The organism is Paraburkholderia kururiensis, from assembly GCF_034424375.1.
Taxonomy (GTDB): Bacteria; Pseudomonadota; Gammaproteobacteria; order Burkholderiales; family Burkholderiaceae; genus Paraburkholderia; species Paraburkholderia kururiensis_A.
Genome location: NZ_CP139965.1, coordinates 4,604,349 through 4,619,362, shown reverse-complemented (window position 1 = coordinate 4,619,362; position 15,014 = coordinate 4,604,349). Strand labels below are relative to the sequence as shown.

General features: G+C 64.9%; 16 protein-coding genes. 5 read left to right on the top strand and 11 right to left on the bottom strand.

The genetic code is table 11. The features are described 5' to 3' along the window. Positions 1-31: 31 nt before the first annotated feature. The 3 genes from coxB to U0042_RS20760 all read right to left on the bottom strand — a co-directional run bounded on the left by coxB (position 32) and on the right by U0042_RS20760 (position 3,398). Positions 32-1,618, bottom strand: coding sequence for a cytochrome c oxidase subunit II (gene coxB, locus U0042_RS20770; RefSeq protein ID WP_114809352.1), 1,587 nt, complete (start codon positions 1,616-1,618; stop codon positions 32-34). Positions 1,619-1,693: 75 nt separating this feature from the next. Next, positions 1,694-2,170: a DUF2244 domain-containing protein gene (locus tag U0042_RS20765; RefSeq protein WP_114809353.1), complete on the bottom strand. Its 477-nt coding sequence runs from the start codon at positions 2,168-2,170 to the stop codon at positions 1,694-1,696. A 262-nt stretch (positions 2,171-2,432) separates the two neighbouring features. Beyond that, positions 2,433-3,398 carry a methyltransferase domain-containing protein gene (locus tag U0042_RS20760; RefSeq protein WP_114809354.1) on the bottom strand — a complete coding sequence of 322 codons (966 nt, stop codon included), beginning with the start codon at positions 3,396-3,398 and terminating at the stop codon, positions 2,433-2,435. A gap of 84 nt (positions 3,399-3,482) precedes the next feature. Here U0042_RS20760 and U0042_RS20755 point away from each other — a divergent pair, with 84 nt between their 5' ends. Next, positions 3,483-4,316, top strand: a complete 834-nt coding sequence (locus U0042_RS20755; protein WP_419150448.1) for a phosphoribosyltransferase family protein — start codon at positions 3,483-3,485, stop codon at positions 4,314-4,316. 25 nt (positions 4,317-4,341) lie between these two features. After that, a complete protein-coding gene (gene trmL / locus U0042_RS20750; protein WP_114809356.1) occupies positions 4,342-4,812 on the top strand; it encodes a tRNA (uridine(34)/cytosine(34)/5-carboxymethylaminomethyluridine(34)-2'-O)-methyltransferase TrmL in 471 nt (156 codons plus the stop codon). A 62-nt stretch (positions 4,813-4,874) separates the two neighbouring features. Here trmL and U0042_RS20745 read toward each other — a convergent pair whose 3' ends face one another. The 4 genes from U0042_RS20745 to U0042_RS20730 form a co-directional block, all read right to left on the bottom strand. Beyond that, positions 4,875-5,873 (bottom strand): NAD(P)H-dependent glycerol-3-phosphate dehydrogenase, encoded by a 999-nt coding sequence (locus U0042_RS20745; RefSeq protein WP_114809357.1) that lies wholly within the window; start codon positions 5,871-5,873, stop codon positions 4,875-4,877. Between the two features lie 21 nt (positions 5,874-5,894). Further along, the gene (gene secB / locus U0042_RS20740; protein ID WP_114809358.1) at positions 5,895-6,368 is read right to left on the bottom strand and encodes a protein-export chaperone SecB; all 474 of its coding nucleotides are present in this window, start codon (positions 6,366-6,368) and stop codon (positions 5,895-5,897) included. A gap of 157 nt (positions 6,369-6,525) precedes the next feature. Then, complete coding sequence (gene grxC, locus U0042_RS20735) at positions 6,526-6,786, bottom strand: glutaredoxin 3 (RefSeq protein ID WP_114809359.1); 261 nt, start codon at positions 6,784-6,786, stop codon at positions 6,526-6,528. After that, positions 6,783-7,208: a rhodanese-like domain-containing protein gene (locus U0042_RS20730; protein ID WP_114809360.1), complete on the bottom strand. Its 426-nt coding sequence runs from the start codon at positions 7,206-7,208 to the stop codon at positions 6,783-6,785. The genes grxC and U0042_RS20730 overlap by 4 nt, the downstream gene beginning before the upstream one ends. A gap of 177 nt (positions 7,209-7,385) precedes the next feature. On the opposite strand from U0042_RS20730, the gene gpmA reads away from it, so the two are divergent. The 3 genes from gpmA (at position 7,386) to U0042_RS20715 (ending at position 10,905) form a co-directional block, all read left to right on the top strand. After that, positions 7,386-8,132 carry a 2,3-diphosphoglycerate-dependent phosphoglycerate mutase gene (gene gpmA, locus U0042_RS20725; RefSeq protein WP_114809362.1) on the top strand — a complete coding sequence of 249 codons (747 nt, stop codon included), beginning with the start codon at positions 7,386-7,388 and terminating at the stop codon, positions 8,130-8,132. 273 nt (positions 8,133-8,405) lie between these two features. After that, positions 8,406-9,989, top strand: a complete 1,584-nt coding sequence (locus U0042_RS20720; protein WP_114809363.1) for a S41 family peptidase — start codon at positions 8,406-8,408, stop codon at positions 9,987-9,989. A 157-nt stretch (positions 9,990-10,146) separates the two neighbouring features. Further along, entirely contained in the window at positions 10,147-10,905 is a 759-nt protein-coding gene (locus U0042_RS20715; RefSeq protein ID WP_114809364.1) for a HesA/MoeB/ThiF family protein, read from the top strand. A 45-nt stretch (positions 10,906-10,950) separates the two neighbouring features. Here the strand turns inward: U0042_RS20715 and ptsP are convergent, their stop codons facing one another. From ptsP to gshB, 4 genes are all read right to left on the bottom strand, one after another. Further along, a complete protein-coding gene (ptsP, locus tag U0042_RS20710) occupies positions 10,951-12,693 on the bottom strand; it encodes a phosphoenolpyruvate--protein phosphotransferase (protein ID WP_114809365.1) in 1,743 nt (580 codons plus the stop codon). Between the two features lie 216 nt (positions 12,694-12,909). Further along, the gene (locus tag U0042_RS20705) at positions 12,910-13,179 is read right to left on the bottom strand and encodes an HPr family phosphocarrier protein (protein WP_114809366.1); all 270 of its coding nucleotides are present in this window, start codon (positions 13,177-13,179) and stop codon (positions 12,910-12,912) included. A gap of 66 nt (positions 13,180-13,245) precedes the next feature. Beyond that, positions 13,246-13,743, bottom strand: coding sequence for a PTS sugar transporter subunit IIA (locus U0042_RS20700; protein WP_114809367.1), 498 nt, complete (start codon positions 13,741-13,743; stop codon positions 13,246-13,248). A 262-nt stretch (positions 13,744-14,005) separates the two neighbouring features. Next, entirely contained in the window at positions 14,006-14,962 is a 957-nt protein-coding gene (gshB, locus tag U0042_RS20695; RefSeq protein ID WP_114809368.1) for a glutathione synthase, read from the bottom strand. Positions 14,963-15,014: the final 52 nt, after the last annotated feature.

Here is a 15,014-nt window from a genome sequence, read left to right as displayed (position 1 = left end):
AAACGAATACTGCTGCGGTCCGAGTGGCACGTCAGGCCGCCGGGCTGATTTCGACACGCCGGGCTTCTTTCGCGTTGCTGCCGCCGGTGATGGTCTCCGGCTTCTTCAAGATGATGTGGTCATCGGCGATGCCGGCCGCCTTCAGCGCGTCGCGCACGGCCTGGGCACGCGTCTTGGCGAGTTCGGCGTTCGAATCAGCGGAGCCGCTCGCGTCGGTGTAACCCGACAGCGTGAACTTCGCATCCGGGTGCGCCTTAGCGTAGTCGGCCGCGGCCTGGATGGCCGCCTTCGCGTCGGCCGGCAGATCGCTCTTGCCGGTTTCGAAGTAGACGCTCGCGGGCAGGCCGGCCTGCGGGGCCGCCGCGCCGTCCGATGCAGCCGACGCCGCTTGTGCGTCGCTGGCGGCCGCGCCCGTCAGATGGTCGCCGCCCTCGGGAAGCTTGCCGTTGCGTGCGTCCGCGACCTGGCGCGGTTGCAGCACGTCGCCCGTGTGGTTGCCCCACGAGTTGCGTTCATAGGTGATGACGGAGGCGATCTCGACGTCGTTCAGCGTGGGCGCCCACGACGGCATCGCATTCTTGCCCTTCAGCACGAGGCTCACGTGCTGGGCGAGCGGACCGTTGGCGATCTTGCTGCCGTCGAGCGCCGGGAATGCGCCCGCGCCCTTGCCGGTGGGCTGGTGGCACACGGCGCAGTTCGCCGCGTAGACTTTCGAGCCACGCTCCATCAGTTCGGCCATCGTGTACGTCTTGTTGGGGTCGTCGGCGGAGGCGGACATTTTCTTCTTCTGCGCGTCGACCCACTTCGCGTAGTCGTCGTCAGAGAGCACCTCGACCACGACCGGCATGAACGCGTGTTCCTTGCCGCACAGTTCGGTACAGAAGCCGCGATAGGTACCCACCTTCTCGGCCTTGAACCACGTGTCGCGCACGAAGCCCGGAATGGCATCCTGCTTCACGCCGAACGCGGGCACGTACCACGAGTGCACGACGTCGTTCGCGGTGGTGATGATGCGGATTTTCTTGTTGACCGGCACGACGAGCGGATTGTCGACTTCCTGCAGGTAGGTGTCGTTAATCGGCGTCTGCCCGTTCACTTCGGCACGCGGGGTGGTCAGCGTGGACAGGAAGCTGATGCCCTCGCCCGGACCCTTGATGTAGTCGTAACCCCACTTCCACTGGTAGCCGGTGACCTTCACGGTAAGGTCGGCGTTGGTGGTGTCCTTCATCGCGACGACGGTGCGGGTGGCGGGCAGCGCCATCAGCACGACGATGATGAACGGCACGATCGTCCAGATGATCTCGACGGTGGTGCTTTCATGGAAATTGGCGGCCTTGTGTCCCTTCGACTTGCGGTGCGCGAAGACCGAATAGAACATCACGCCGAACACGGCGATGAAGATCGCGGTACACAGGATCAGCATCATCGTGTGGAGGCTGTAGAGCTCCTCTGCGATCCGTGTCACGGGCGGCTGGAGATTGATCTCGTTGACGGCGGGGCCGCCGGGACTATCACCAACTGCCAGGGCGGCGCCGGCGAACAAGAGTCCGCTACACGCCAGCACGCCCATGAGGGCTCGCTTGATTGTTTTCATAGCTTCCTTACCCAAAATTTCCATTCAAACCCTCGCCCCGCCGCAAGGCCATCGCCGCGCATCCCCTTGCCTCGCGCGGCGGCGCTTCGCAGCCGGCTGCTAGCCGCAACAGGCGAGCCACCTGCGCAGCTCGTCGGCAAACTGCGCGCGCCGATATTGCGCAAGATGCACGCCGACTGCGACCGTCTGCCCCCGCGATACCAGCTTGACCGGTTCGCGCGGCGTGGCGCCTGTTTCGACTCGCACCCAGCGGGGATTGAACTCGAACTGCGTGAGCTCGTCGGCGCTGACCTGCTCGACCACCAGCCGGTGCGGATACAGCCTGATGCGTTCGTAATCGACTGCATGGCGTGCGTACACGATGAACGCGACACCGACAACCAGCAGCTCGAGACCGGTGAACGGCAGTACCAGCCAGACGCCCTTCACGAGCAGCATGATGGCGATCGCCGAAGACACGAGCGCGAGCGACACATAGAAACCCACGAACTGCCGGGGCGACACCGAGCAGTTGCGCCTGATCGTCCAGTCCTTGAGAACCGTCTCCGGATTCGCCAGCAGATCGCACACCTGCATCGTCGCCTCCTGCTCACGCCGCTGCCGCAAAAGGGCTCCTCCATGTGAGCCTTCGGCACTCTTCAGCGTTGGGCCTGCCGCTTCAGAAGTGGGGACCCTGAGCGACAAACTGACGCATTATAGGCGCGATCCCTGGCGGCCACAAGCAAGGCGCCACGGGCCTCCGAGCCAGATGCGACAAGCCTCTGCGCCCTTTTGTCGCAGTTTCATGACGCGCTTTGCAACGCTGATTCCCGGGATAACGGACAAGTGCTTTACCGCGTTATCGGTTCCTCGTCCGCCCGCGTCCGATGTCCTCGATGCGCACGATGCCGTGCCCTTCCGGCGTGGTCCGGGGCACCGCTTTCCACGCGTGTCCGTAGATCACCTCGAAGGTGAGCGGGATGGTGCCGTCCTCGCGACGACGCGCTTCGAGCGCCGCATGCAGCGCCTTCACGAGCCGCCGCGAGAGGCGCGACGACGCCGCGTCGCGGTCGAACGGATAGGCGCCCCAGCGGCGCACGTCCTTCAAGAGCGACTCGGGCGATCGGTAGGTGATGGTCAAGGTCTCCTGGTCCATCACGGGAATCTCGAAGCCGCTTTCCACCAGCATGTCGCCCAGATCGTGCATGTCGACAAAGTCGATCACATGCGGCCGCGTGGCGATGCCGTGGGTCGCGTCCACTTCGGCCCACGCGCCGCGCAGTTCCTTGAGCGTATCGGGGCCGAACGTGCTGAACATGAGCAGGCCGTTCACCTTGAGCACGCGCTGCCACTCAGGGAACACGAGGTCGGGACGCGAATGCCAGTGCAGCGCCAGATTGGACCAGACGAAGTCGAACGCGCCCGATGCAAAAGGGAGCGCGCCAAAGTCGGCCTCGGCGAAGCGCGGGCCGCGTGTGCCCAGCGTTTTGCCCAGCACGGCGGGCAGGAAGCGCCGCCAGGTCGTGTCGGCGGACTCATGGCGCAAGGCGCGCAGCAGCATGCCGTGTGAAAGGTCGGCGCCGAACACCGGCGCCTCGGGAAAACGCTCACGGAGCGCCGGAAGGTCGTCGCCCGTGCCGCACCCTGCGTCCAGCACGCTGGCTGGACTTGCCTTGATGTAGTCGAGCCGCTCGCGCATACGCTGGGCGATTTCCCGCGGAAGGAACGCGACGTCGCTGAAAGTCGCGGCGCGGCGGTCGAAGATCCGCCGCAGCAGCCGGGCGTCATAGGCCGGACGGCTGGATTTTGCGGGAGACGGGGACATGGCGATCGTATTGGAGAAGAGCGCAAAGTATACTCGGTCGCTCCCGTCGATTCAGCGTAGCCGCCCGCGTGGCGCGGCCCTCCCATGCCTGCCCCGTCTCTTGCCCCCATCGTGCCGAACATGAAGAACCGCTTCGCGCAGTTTGCGAATCGGCTACGGACAACTGCGGACCTGGAAGCCCGTCGATGGCTGCCGCGCATCGCGCAGTTCGCATTACCGAATCTGTGCGCGTTATGCGGCAATATGTCGCAGAAGGTGATTTGCGCGGGCTGCGACGAGGCTTACTGGAACGAGTCGCGCCTGCGCTGCACGGCATGCGGGATACCGCTGCCCGCCGCACGAACGGTGCGCCGGCAACAGCGCGCGCGCTCGACGCCCTATCGCTGCGCCGACTGCATGGCCGCGCCGCCGCCCTTCGATGCAACCTTTGCGCTCGCCGACTACCGTCCGCCGCTCGACACGCTCGCGCGCGGCCTCAAGTTCAGCGCGCGGCTTGCGCTGGCCGGCGAATTCGCGCGGCGGCTCGCGCGGATAGCGAACGACACATTGGAGCCCGCCGAGTGGCCCGACGTCATCACCGCCGTGCCGCTTTCGCGCAAACGGCTTGTCACGCGTGGGTACAACCAGGCCTGGGAGATGGCAAAGCCGCTTGCCAAACTGCTGGACGTACGCAGCGACGCACGGCTCGTCGCCCGTGTCGCTCACACGGCGCCGCAGTCGCAACTCGATCTCGAAGCGCGCCGCCACAACTTGCAGCATGCGTTTGCGCTGGCAAAGTCCGTGGAGGGCTTGCATGTCGGTGTCGTCGACGACGTGATGACCTCCGGCGCAACGCTCGAAGCCGTTGCCCGCCTACTCAAAGACGCCGGTGCGCGGCGCGTCACAAACTTCGTCGCGCTGCGCACGCCGAAAAACTAGCCGTCCGTTTTCAACTCATCCCGATATGTTCAACGTCGTTCTCGTCGAACCCGAAATTCCGCCGAACACCGGCAACGTGATTCGCCTGTGCGCCAACACGGGCGCGACACTGCATCTGATCGAACCGCTCGGCTTTCCGCTCGACGACGCGAAGATGCGCCGGGCGGGACTCGACTATCACGAGTACGCCCAGATGCGCGTGCACGCGAATTGGGAAGCGTTCGTTGCCGCAGAGTCGCCCGCCCCGGCGCGCATGTTCGCGTTCACGACGCGCGGCTCGGGCCGGTTTCATGCGCACCAGTTTCAGCCCGGCGACTGGTTCGTATTCGGAGCGGAGACGCGTGGCCTGCCCGATGCGGTGCTCGATCGCTTCCCCGCCGAGCAGCGCGTGAGGCTGCCGATGCGACCGGGCAATCGCAGCCTGAATCTCTCGAACACGGTGGCCGTGGTCGTGTTCGAAGCGTGGCGGCAGGCGGGATTCGAAGGGGGAGAGTGAAGGAGGCGTGCGCGACGCACTCCGTCACGATTGCAATACGTTGTGCAAGGGACGAGCCGGATCTACTCGGCCTTGGAGTCACGCCTGAGCAGCGCGCTCACGGCATCGCGCGGCGCGACGCCTTCGAACAGCACCGCGCAAACGGCCTGCGTAATGGGCATTTCGATGCCATGCGCCTGCGCCAGCGCGAGCACCGCCTTCGCGCAACGCACGCCTTCGGCCACGTGGCCGAGTGCGGCAAGAATGTCGTCGAGCGTGCGACCCGACGCCAACTGCATGCCCACCGTCCGATTGCGCGAAAGATCGCCCGTTGCGGTGAGAATCAGGTCGCCGAGGCCGGTGAGGCCGGTGAACGTTTCCGCCCGACCGCCCAGCGTCACGCCGAGCCGCGACATTTCCGCGAGACCGCGCGTGATAAGCGCAGCGCGTGCGTTGAGCCCGAGCCCAAGGCCATCCGAAATGCCCGTCGCGATCGCGAGCACGTTCTTCACGGCACCGCCTACTTCCACGCCCACTACGTCATCGCCGGTGTAGATGCGCATGGCGCGATGATGAAACGCTGCGACCGTACGCTCGCGGCACACCGCCGACGCGCTCGCCACCGTCAGCGCGACCGGCAAGCCCTCCACCACTTCACGCGCGAAGCTCGGTCCCGAAAGCACCCCGTTGCTCGCATGATCGGGCAACTCCTGGCCCACCACCTGATGCGGCATGAGCTGCGTATCGGACTCGAAGCCCTTGCACAGCCATACGAAATGCGCGGGCACCTTGCCGTCATCGCGCATCGAGCGAAGCAGGCCACGCAGCCCGGCAACGGGCGCCGCGAGCACGACGAGCGAGGCGTCGTCGCGCGCGTGATCGAGCACCGTCGCAAGGTCTGCGTCGTAACGCAGACTCTGCGGCAGCGCGACGCCCGCCAGATAGCGGGCGTTTTCATGCGTCGAAGAGAGTTCGGCAACGAGCGCGCTGTCGCGCGCCCAGAGCACCGTGTCATGCCGCGCGGCCAGATGGGCGGCGACCGCGGTGCCCCATGCGCCGGCGCCGAGAACGGCAACCTTCATACCCGGCACCGTCAAGGAGGGTTAATGCGTGGCGTTGCTTTGCTGCGCGCCGCCGTCCTGCTGGGATATCTGTGCGAGGCGCTGCTCGTAGAGCGCCTGGAAGTTGATCTCGGCCAGATGGATGGGCGGGAAGCCTGCGCGCGTGATCGCGTCGGCAATATTCGAGCGCAGGTACGGGAAGATGATCGTGGGGCACGCAATGCCGACGAGCGGATCGATCTGCTCAGCCGGAATGTTGCGGATGTCGAAAATGCCTGCCTGCTTCGCTTCGATCAGAAATGCAACCTTGTCCTTGACCTTGGCCGTCACCGTGCCGGTCACCGCAACTTCGAACACGGCGTCTGCGAGACGCGCGGCGTTCACGTCGACTTCGACCTCGACCGAGGGCATGTCCTGTTCGAGGAAGATCGCCGGCGAATTCGGCTGCTCGAGCGACAGGTCCTTCAGGTAGATGCGCTGGATGTTGAAAAACGGCTGGTTGTTCTCGTCGGACATGGTAATGCGGGCTCCCTGATTAACGGATGGCGGCGGGCCCTGGCCCGCCGTGCGTGTGGTTGTGGCGCTTAATGTCGGCTGTTAGGGCGGGCATACGCTGACGGCACAGGCGGCAGCGCGAACGATACGCCATGCGCCCCTTGCGTCCCGCTTCGGCTCAGGCCGCCGCGAGCAGCGGCGTCAGGCCGCCGGCGCGATCCAGCGCGGAAAGGTCGTCGTAACCGCCAACGTGCGTTTCCCCGATGAAAACCTGAGGGACCGTGCGGCGCCCGGTGCGCGTCATCATTTCCTCGCGGCGGGACGGATCCTTGTCGATCAGCACCTTTTCGATATGCTCGACGCCGCGCGACTTTAAAAGACGTTCGGCCATCTGGCAATACGGGCACACCTGCGTGCTGTACATGAGAACCTTGTTCACTTCGCGACTCCTTGTTTGACGACCGGCATGCCGGCCTGCTGCCAGGCGTTGATGCCGCCTTCCAGCACATGGACCTCGGCGTAACCCGCATCGCGCACGATACGCGCCGCGTTGTTCGCCCGCTGCCCCGTCTGACAGACGAGCAGCACCGGATTGCTCTTGTTCTTCGCGATCTGGCCGACCTTCGCCTGCAGTTCGGCCACTTCGACATGATGCGCCGAAGGCAGATGGCCTTTGGCGAATTCGTCGGCTGTCCGCACGTCGACCACGATCGCGTTGCGGCGGTTGATCAGCTGGGTTGCCTCGGCGGCGGAAACGCCGCCGCGCCCGCCCCGCCTGATCGAAGGCCACAGGAGCAACCCTCCGGAGATGAGGACGATCGCAATGAGTACAAGGTTGATGTAATTGGAGAAGAACGTCACGAGAAAGGGAATCCGGAAGCGGGCAATCCGGTCATTATAAAATAACCGTTTGACGCGAGGGCGACGCGACCTGCGCCGCTCCAGCAGGGCATCTCACCAGCGTGCTTGCGCCCCACCCGCACCGCACTCACGCGGTACACATTGACCGCTTCCTTACTACCGACCGGCACACTCTCCATGTACAAACTCGTTCTCATCCGCCACGGCGAATCGACGTGGAACAAGGAAAACCGCTTCACCGGCTGGGTCGACGTCGACCTTACCGAACAGGGCGCCCGCGAAGCGCAACAGGCGGGCCTGCTTCTGAAGGAAGCCGGCTACACGTTCGACATCGCCTACACCTCCGTGTTGAAGCGCGCGATCCGCACGCTATGGCACGTGCAGGACCAGATGGACCTGATGTACATCCCCGTGGTGCATTCGTGGCGCCTCAACGAACGCCACTACGGCGCGCTGTCCGGCCTCAACAAGGCCGAAACCGCGGCGAAGTACGGCGACGAGCAGGTGCTCGTCTGGCGCCGCAGCTACGACACGCCGCCGCCCGCGCTGGAGCCGTCCGACGATCGCACGTCCTACAACGACCCGCGCTACGCGAAAGTTCCGCGCGAGCAGCTGCCGCTCACCGAATGCCTGAAAGACACCGTGGCGCGCGTGCTGCCCATGTGGAACGAATCGATCGCGCCGGCTATCCGCTCGGACCGCAAGGTGCTGATCGCGGCGCACGGCAACTCCATCCGCGCGCTCGTGAAGTACCTCGACGATATTTCGGACACCGACATCGTTGGCCTCAACATTCCGAACGGCGTGCCGCTCGTCTACGAACTCGACGAGAACCTGAAGCCGATCCAGCACTATTACCTCGGCGACGCCGAAGCCATCGCGAAGGCGCAAGCCGCCGTGGCGAATCAGGGCAAGAAGGGCTGAGGCAAGGTAGCCTTCCGGCCGCGATCGAAGGCTGCACCATCGCCGGCCGCCGGCGTCGCGCTACCGCGTGGCGCCGGCTTTTGCTGTGATGCTGCACCGCACTGCTCATCCGCACCATGCGGGCGGCCCCCCTTTGAACCCAGCCGGCCGGCCCCTGTCGAAGTCCCATCGGCGTTGCGCCGCCATCTGCACAGTGCGTAGCGGTGTGCAGTTATACTTGTCCGTCGCTCTCCCCTTTGACGTTGCCACGCGCTTCTGACCGCAACAGACTCTATGCGAAAGAACCTGAAAAACATCGGCCTGATCGCCGCGGGCCTTGCCACCGGCGTTTTTGCAACCCTGCAGTTCTCCGTGTCGGCCGAGCAACCCGCGAGCGCGCCGTTGCCGCTCGACCAGTTGCGACTCTTCGCCGAAGTCTTCGGGCAAATCAAGCATGAATACGTCGAGCCGGTCGACGACAAGAAGCTGCTCACCGCCGCCATCAAGGGCATGGTGTCGAGCCTCGACCCGCACTCGTCCTATCTCGACAAGACCGACTACGCCGAACTCCAGGAGCAGACCAAGGGTCGCTTCGCCGGTCTCGGCATCGAAATCTCGCAGGAAGACGGCCTCATCAAGGTGATCTCGCCGATCGAAGACACGCCCGCGTTTCGCGCCGGCATCCGTCCGGGCGACCTGATCACGCGCATCAACGACAAGCCCGTGCGCGGCATGACGCTCGACAACGCGGTCAAGCAGATGCGCGGCGAGCCCGGCACGAAGGTCACGCTCACCATCTTCCGCAAGACCGACGACCGCACGTTTCCGCTCACCGTCACGCGCGCGATCATCAAGGTCCAGAGCGTGAAGATGAAGATTCTGGCGCCAGGTTACGCGTACGTACGCATCACGAGCTTCCAGGAGCGCACCACGCCCGACCTCGCGGCACGGCTTCAGGACATCGCGCGTCAACAACCGAATCTGAAGGGCCTCGTCCTCGATCTGCGCAACAACGGTGGCGGCCTGCTGCAGAGCGCGGTGGGCGTGGCGGGTGCGTTCCTGCCGCCGGATTCCGTGGTGGTGTCCACCAACGGCCAGATTCCGGATTCGAAGCAGATCTACCGCGACACCTACGACAACTACCGGTTGCCTTCCTTCGACGGCGACCCGCTGAAAAACCTGCCGTCCATCTTCAAGACGGTACCCATGATCGTGCTGACCAACGCGTATTCCGCGTCGGCCTCCGAAATCGTGGCGGGCGCGCTGCAGGATCAGCATCGCGCGCTGATCGTCGGCAAGACCACGTTCGGCAAGGGCTCGGTGCAGACGGTGCGTCCGATGACGGCCGACACGGCGCTGCGTCTGACCACGGCGTACTACTACACGCCGAGCGGCCGCTCCATCCAGAACAAGGGCATCCGTCCTGACATCCCGGTCGATCAGTACGCCGACGGCGATCCGGACGACGCACTCGTGACCCGCGAGGTCGATTACTCGAACCACCTTGCGAACACGCAGGACCCGAACGAAAAGAAGGAACAGGAGCAGCGCGAGCAGATGCGCATGGACGAACTGCGCATGCTCGAAGAGCAGAACGACAAGAAGACGCCGGAACAGCGCGAGAAGGATCGCGAGCGCAAGCCGGTCGAGTTCGGTTCCGCCGACGACTTCATGCTCCAGCAGGCGTTGAACAAACTGGAAGGCAAGCCCGTGGTCGAATCGAAGTCGCCGATGGAGCGGCGCCTCGCGCAGAACAAGCCGCCTCAGTCCGCTTCGGCGCCTGTGTCGGTGAAACCGGCACTGCCGGCCACGCCGGGTGCCTCCGCTGCGCCGGGCGCGTCGGCTCCGGCGGCTGCCTCGGCACCGGCGGTGAAGTAAAGCCGCAACGGCTTCAATCAGTCGCTTCAAAACTGAGCCTTCGCAGCCCGCGCTGCGAAGGCTCAGTTGTTTGCGCGGCTAAAATGACGACGTCACACGCACCGTCCGCCTGACCGGCGTGCCCCGCGCTCACGCGACGACTCAACCGGCGCCTGCCATGAACGACGACCAGCTCCTCCGCTATTCCCGCCATATCCTCGTCGACGAACTCGGTATCGAGGCGCAGCAGCGCTTTCTCGACGCACACGCCATCGTGGTCGGAGCAGGCGGGCTGGGTTCGCCCGCTGCGATGTATCTGGCGGCGTCAGGCGTTGGCCGCCTCACGCTCGTAGACGACGACACCGTCGACCTCACCAATCTGCAGCGGCAGATTCTCCACGCCACGACATCGATTGGCCGCAAGAAGGTGGAGTCGGGACGCGAGACACTCGCGCGCATCAATCCGGATGTGCAGGTGAAAACGGTCGCGACGCGCGTGGATGCGGCATGGCTCGATGCCGCCGTACCGACCGCCACGGTCGTGCTCGACTGCACCGACAACTTCGCCACGCGTCATGCGATCAACCGCGCCTGCGTGGCCCACGGCGTGCCGCTCGTCTCCGGCGCGGCGTTGCGCTTCGACGGACAGATCAGCACGTTCGATTTCCGCGATCCCGCGTCGCCCTGCTATGCGTGCGTGTTTCCCGAAGACCAGCCGTTCGAGGAAGTCGCGTGCTCGACGATGGGCGTGTTTGCACCGACCGTCGGCATCATCGGCACCATGCAGGCGGCCGAAGCGTTGCGCGTAATCGCGAAGATCGGCACGCCGCTTGTCGGACGGCTCATGATGCTCGACTCGCTGAACATGGAATGGAACACGATGCGCATGGCGCGCCAGCCGGATTGCCCGGTGTGCGGCAAAGCGCATCGCGAGTGAAGCGTGGCCGGCCTGAGCGCGCCGGCCGCATGAAAAGGCCTTCGATCAAGCTTGCGCAACGCGCTTGAGCGCGGCCTGCACTTCTTCCGGCTCGAACGCGGCGAGCACGTCGGCCACCGGCTTTTCGAGCGTCTTCAGGTGCGAGCGCAGAATTTCCTGCTTCACGACCAGTAGCTGGCTGGGATGCATCGAGAACTCGGTGAGCCCCATGCCCAGCAACAGACGCGTCAACGCCGGGTCTCCCGCCATCTCTCCGCACACCGAAACAGGGACGCCCGCACGCTTCGCCTCGCGCAGCGTGAACGCGATCAAATGCAGCACGGCCGGATGCAGCGGATCGTAGAGATGCGCGACGGAGTTGTCGGCGCGGTCGATGGCGAGCGTGTACTGGATCAGGTCGTTGGTGCCGATCGAGAGGAAGTCGAGGCGCTTCAGGAACAGCGGCAATGCGATGGCGGCCGCGGGAATCTCGATCATCGCGCCCACGCGCACGTTCGGATCGTAGGCGAGGCCGGCGTCGTCGAGCTGGCGCTTCGCTTCGCGGATCAGGTCGAGCGTCTGGTCGATCTCCTGCGCGTGCGCAAGCATCGGAATCGGGATCTTCACCGTGCCGAACGCCGACGCACGCAAAATTGCGCGCAGTTGCGTCAGGAACATCTGCGGCTCGGAGAGGCTCCAGCGAATGGCCCGCAACCCCAGCGCCGGATTCGGCGCGGTTTCGTAGCTCTCCGCTGCCGCGTCGAGCGGCTTGTCGGCGCCCACGTCGATGGTGCGAATCGTCACCGGCAAGCCGTTCATGAGTTCGACCGCGCGGCGGTAGGCGGCGAACTGCTCTTCTTCCTCGGGCAACTGCTCCTTGTGATTCATGAACAGGAATTCGGTGCGAAAGAGCCCCACGCCCGTTGCGCCGGCTTCGAGCGCCGCACCCGCGTCTTCGGGCAACTCGATGTTCGCGCACAGCTCGATCTTCGTGCCGCACAGCGTCTGCGTAGGCGAGAACTTGAGCCGCTGCAGCTTCTTGCGCTCGAGCGCCTTTTCACTCTGCCGGTACGTGTACTCCTCTAGCACGATGGGCGCCGGGTCGACGATCACAATACCGTGATCGCCGTCCACGATGATGAGGTCGTCCTGGCGGATCAGCGCGCTCGCCTGCTGCACGCCGACCGCAGCGGGAATGCCGAGACTGCGTGCGACGATCGCGGTATGCGAGGTGCGTCCGCCCAGGTCGGTAACGAAGCCCTGGAACGTTTGCGTCTTGAACTGCAGCATGTCCGCGGGCGCGATGTCGTGCGCGACGACGATCATCTCGTCGCAGCTACCGTGCACGCCATTCAGGGCCGACTGCGAACCACCGGCGAGCGCCTTCAGCACGCGCTCCACGACCTGCTCGATGTCGGCTTTGCGCTCGCGCAGGTACTCGTCTTCGATGTCGTCGAAGTGGCGTGAGAGGCGTTCCAGCTGTTCGGTCAGCGCCCACTCCACGTTGTAGCGGCGCGTGCGGATGAGGTCGATGGTTTCCTGCACGAGCATGGCGTCGTTCAGGATCATCGTGTGAACGTTGAGGAAGGCGCCCATTTCGCTGGGCGCGTCCGCGGCGAGGTCCGCGCGCAGCGCCTCCAGTTCCTCGTGGACCGCGCCTTGTGCCGCGCGAAAGCGCTCGACCTCCCCTTCGATCTGGGAAGGCTCGATCAGATAGTGGTCGACGTCGAGTGCTGCCGGGGCGATGAGATAGGCCCGCCCGATGGCGATACCGCGTGACACGGGAATTCCATGCAGCGTGAACGACACGCGCACCTCCTCTAGTTGTGTGATGCCGCGGCTAACCGCTGCAATGCCTCGGACCCCGATAGCGATTATAAATTCCGCGAGGCGAATCGATGGTGTGCGGCGCAGCATCGCGAGCGGGCCGCGACGACGCCTGTACACACGCGCTCTTCGGCGCGCCAAACAAAAAACGCCGCGGCAAGCCGCGGCGTTTTTACGCACATGGATTGCGCCGCGCGCTCACTGACCCTCGCCGAATTTATCGGCGATCAGTTTCAACAGTGCGTCCATCGCGTCCTGCTCGTCCGGACCTTCGGTTTCGATCAGCACCTGGCTTCCGATACCTGCCGCCAGCATCATGACTCCCATGATGCTCTTCGCGTTGATGCGACGGCCGTTGCGGCTCATCCAGATCTCCGACTGGAAATTGCCGGCCAGTTGCGTCAGTTTGGCCGAGGCGCGAGCATGCAGGCCGAGCTTGTTCACGATGGTGGTTTCTTGTTGCAGCATGGGTGGTCCGAAACGCGGGTTGGTGGGACAGACAGGTGTGAAGTCAGGCGCTCGCCTGCGCTTTCGTTACGCTCCGGCCGGCTTCACGATCTCGTTATCCGGCAGCGCTGCACAGGGCGTGACGGCCGCCTCGGTGAGGCAGTCCGACGCCACTGCGGCGGCGCACACCGCGGGCGCGCCTGGAACGATCTCTTGAACGCCTTTGGTCGCACCGGCGAGCGCTTTATCGACGAGCGTATCGAGCGGCGTGGCGCGGTAGCAGACCGCGCGCACGAGCATGGGCAGATTGACGCCCGCCAGCACGCGCACCTGAGGCAGCGTGGCGAGCCGCCCGGCAATGTTGGACGGCGTGGCGCCGAACATGTCAGTCAGCACGAGCGCGCCGTTTTCTTCCCTCAGACGGTCGATCTCGGCGTTGGCCTGCGCCACCACCTGAGCGGGGTCGCTGTCCGGCAGCACATCGATGACACCGATGCGCGCGGGCAACCCGCCGTAAATGTGAGCGACACACTCGCGAAGCGCGGTAGCGAACGGAGCGTGCGCGATGATCAGAATGCCTGCCATATCAGCCTTGCTGCAAATAACGGCCCTGGAGCGCGGCCCGGACCGAAACCTCCGACCTTTCACGGTTGCACCCGCTCGGAGCGCAAGGGTCGGACCACGCGGTCGGCTGTTTGAAAGCCCTTGTATAGACAGCGTTTTTTCTGCCGTCCGGCCGCGCGAGCGCGCATTGTAGCAGGGTCATTTTCGCTCTTTGAACAAACATTTGCCCGACGCGAATCTGTCTTGCACCGCCTTGCCTGCCCTGCCACATGTCGCGCTACGTTTAGGCGGTCGCGCGCTCCAGCGCGTCGACGAACATGGCGGCGACATCGAAGCCCGTCTGCTCCATGATTTCGCGGAAGCACGTCGGGCTCGTCACGTTCACCTCGGTGAGCCAGTCGCCGATGGCATCCAGTCCCACGAGCAGCAAACCGCGCGCAGCGAGCACCGGGGCCAACGTCCCGGCGATCTCGCGGTCGCGCGCCGTGAGCGGCTGCGCGCGGCCAAGCCCGCCCGCGGCGAGATTGCCGCGCACCTCGTTGCCTTGCGGGATGCGGGCGAGCGAATACGGCACCGGCTCGCCGCCGATCAGCAGAATGCGCTTGTCGCCGTCCTTGATTTCAGGGATGAACTTCTGCGCCATCACCGAACGCGCGCCGTCGTGGCTCAGCATTTCGATGATGGAACCCAGGTTCATGCCGTCCGGCTTCACGCGGAACACACCCATGCCGCCCATGCCGTCGAGCGGCTTCAGGATCACGTCGCCGTGCTCGGCGTGGAACGCACGCAGCCGGTCCGCGTCGCGCGTCACGAGCGTGGGCGCCACGAACTGCGGAAATTCGCCGATGGCAAGCTTCTCCGAGTGGTCGCGAATGGCCTGCGGCCGGTTGAACACGCGTGCGCCGGCCCGTTCGGCGATTTCGAGCAGCCATGTCGACGTGACGTACTCCATGTCGAACGGCGGGTCCTTGCGCATCAGAATGGCGTCGAAGCCCGTCAACTCGCGCGTGGTGGGAGCCTCGGCGGCGTACCAGGGATGGCGATGCAGGTCCTCGCCATCGCCGATGATCTGAAAGCGCCGCACCGTTGCCTCGACCGCCCCCATCGCCCAGCCCAGGTGCTTCGGTTCGCACGCGTAGAGCGTGTGGCCGCGGCGCGCCGCCTCGGCCATCATCGCGTAGGTCGAATCCTTGTAGATCTTGAAGCGATCCAGCGGGTCGGCGATAAAAAGGATGTTCATGAATTCCCTGATGTGTTGATGGGCACTGCGTCATCCGGTGCAGCGCTTCGTT

Coding starts and splice junctions, on each gene's coding strand:
- coxB (WP_114809352.1), bottom strand. CDS start 1,618: ATGGAAATTTTGGGTAAGGAAGCTATGAAAACAATCAAGCGAGCCCTC.
- U0042_RS20765 (WP_114809353.1), bottom strand. CDS start 2,170: ATGCAGGTGTGCGATCTGCTGGCGAATCCGGAGACGGTTCTCAAGGAC.
- U0042_RS20760 (WP_114809354.1), bottom strand. CDS start 3,398: ATGTCCCCGTCTCCCGCAAAATCCAGCCGTCCGGCCTATGACGCCCGG.
- U0042_RS20755 (WP_419150448.1), top strand. CDS start 3,483: ATGCCTGCCCCGTCTCTTGCCCCCATCGTGCCGAACATGAAGAACCGC.
- trmL (WP_114809356.1), top strand. CDS start 4,342: ATGTTCAACGTCGTTCTCGTCGAACCCGAAATTCCGCCGAACACCGGC.
- U0042_RS20745 (WP_114809357.1), bottom strand. CDS start 5,873: ATGAAGGTTGCCGTTCTCGGCGCCGGCGCATGGGGCACCGCGGTCGCC.
- secB (WP_114809358.1), bottom strand. CDS start 6,368: ATGTCCGACGAGAACAACCAGCCGTTTTTCAACATCCAGCGCATCTAC.
- gpmA (WP_114809362.1), top strand. CDS start 7,386: ATGTACAAACTCGTTCTCATCCGCCACGGCGAATCGACGTGGAACAAG.
- U0042_RS20720 (WP_114809363.1), top strand. CDS start 8,406: ATGCGAAAGAACCTGAAAAACATCGGCCTGATCGCCGCGGGCCTTGCC.
- U0042_RS20715 (WP_114809364.1), top strand. CDS start 10,147: ATGAACGACGACCAGCTCCTCCGCTATTCCCGCCATATCCTCGTCGAC.
- U0042_RS20705 (WP_114809366.1), bottom strand. CDS start 13,179: ATGCTGCAACAAGAAACCACCATCGTGAACAAGCTCGGCCTGCATGCT.
- U0042_RS20700 (WP_114809367.1), bottom strand. CDS start 13,743: ATGGCAGGCATTCTGATCATCGCGCACGCTCCGTTCGCTACCGCGCTT.
- gshB (WP_114809368.1), bottom strand. CDS start 14,962: ATGAACATCCTTTTTATCGCCGACCCGCTGGATCGCTTCAAGATCTAC.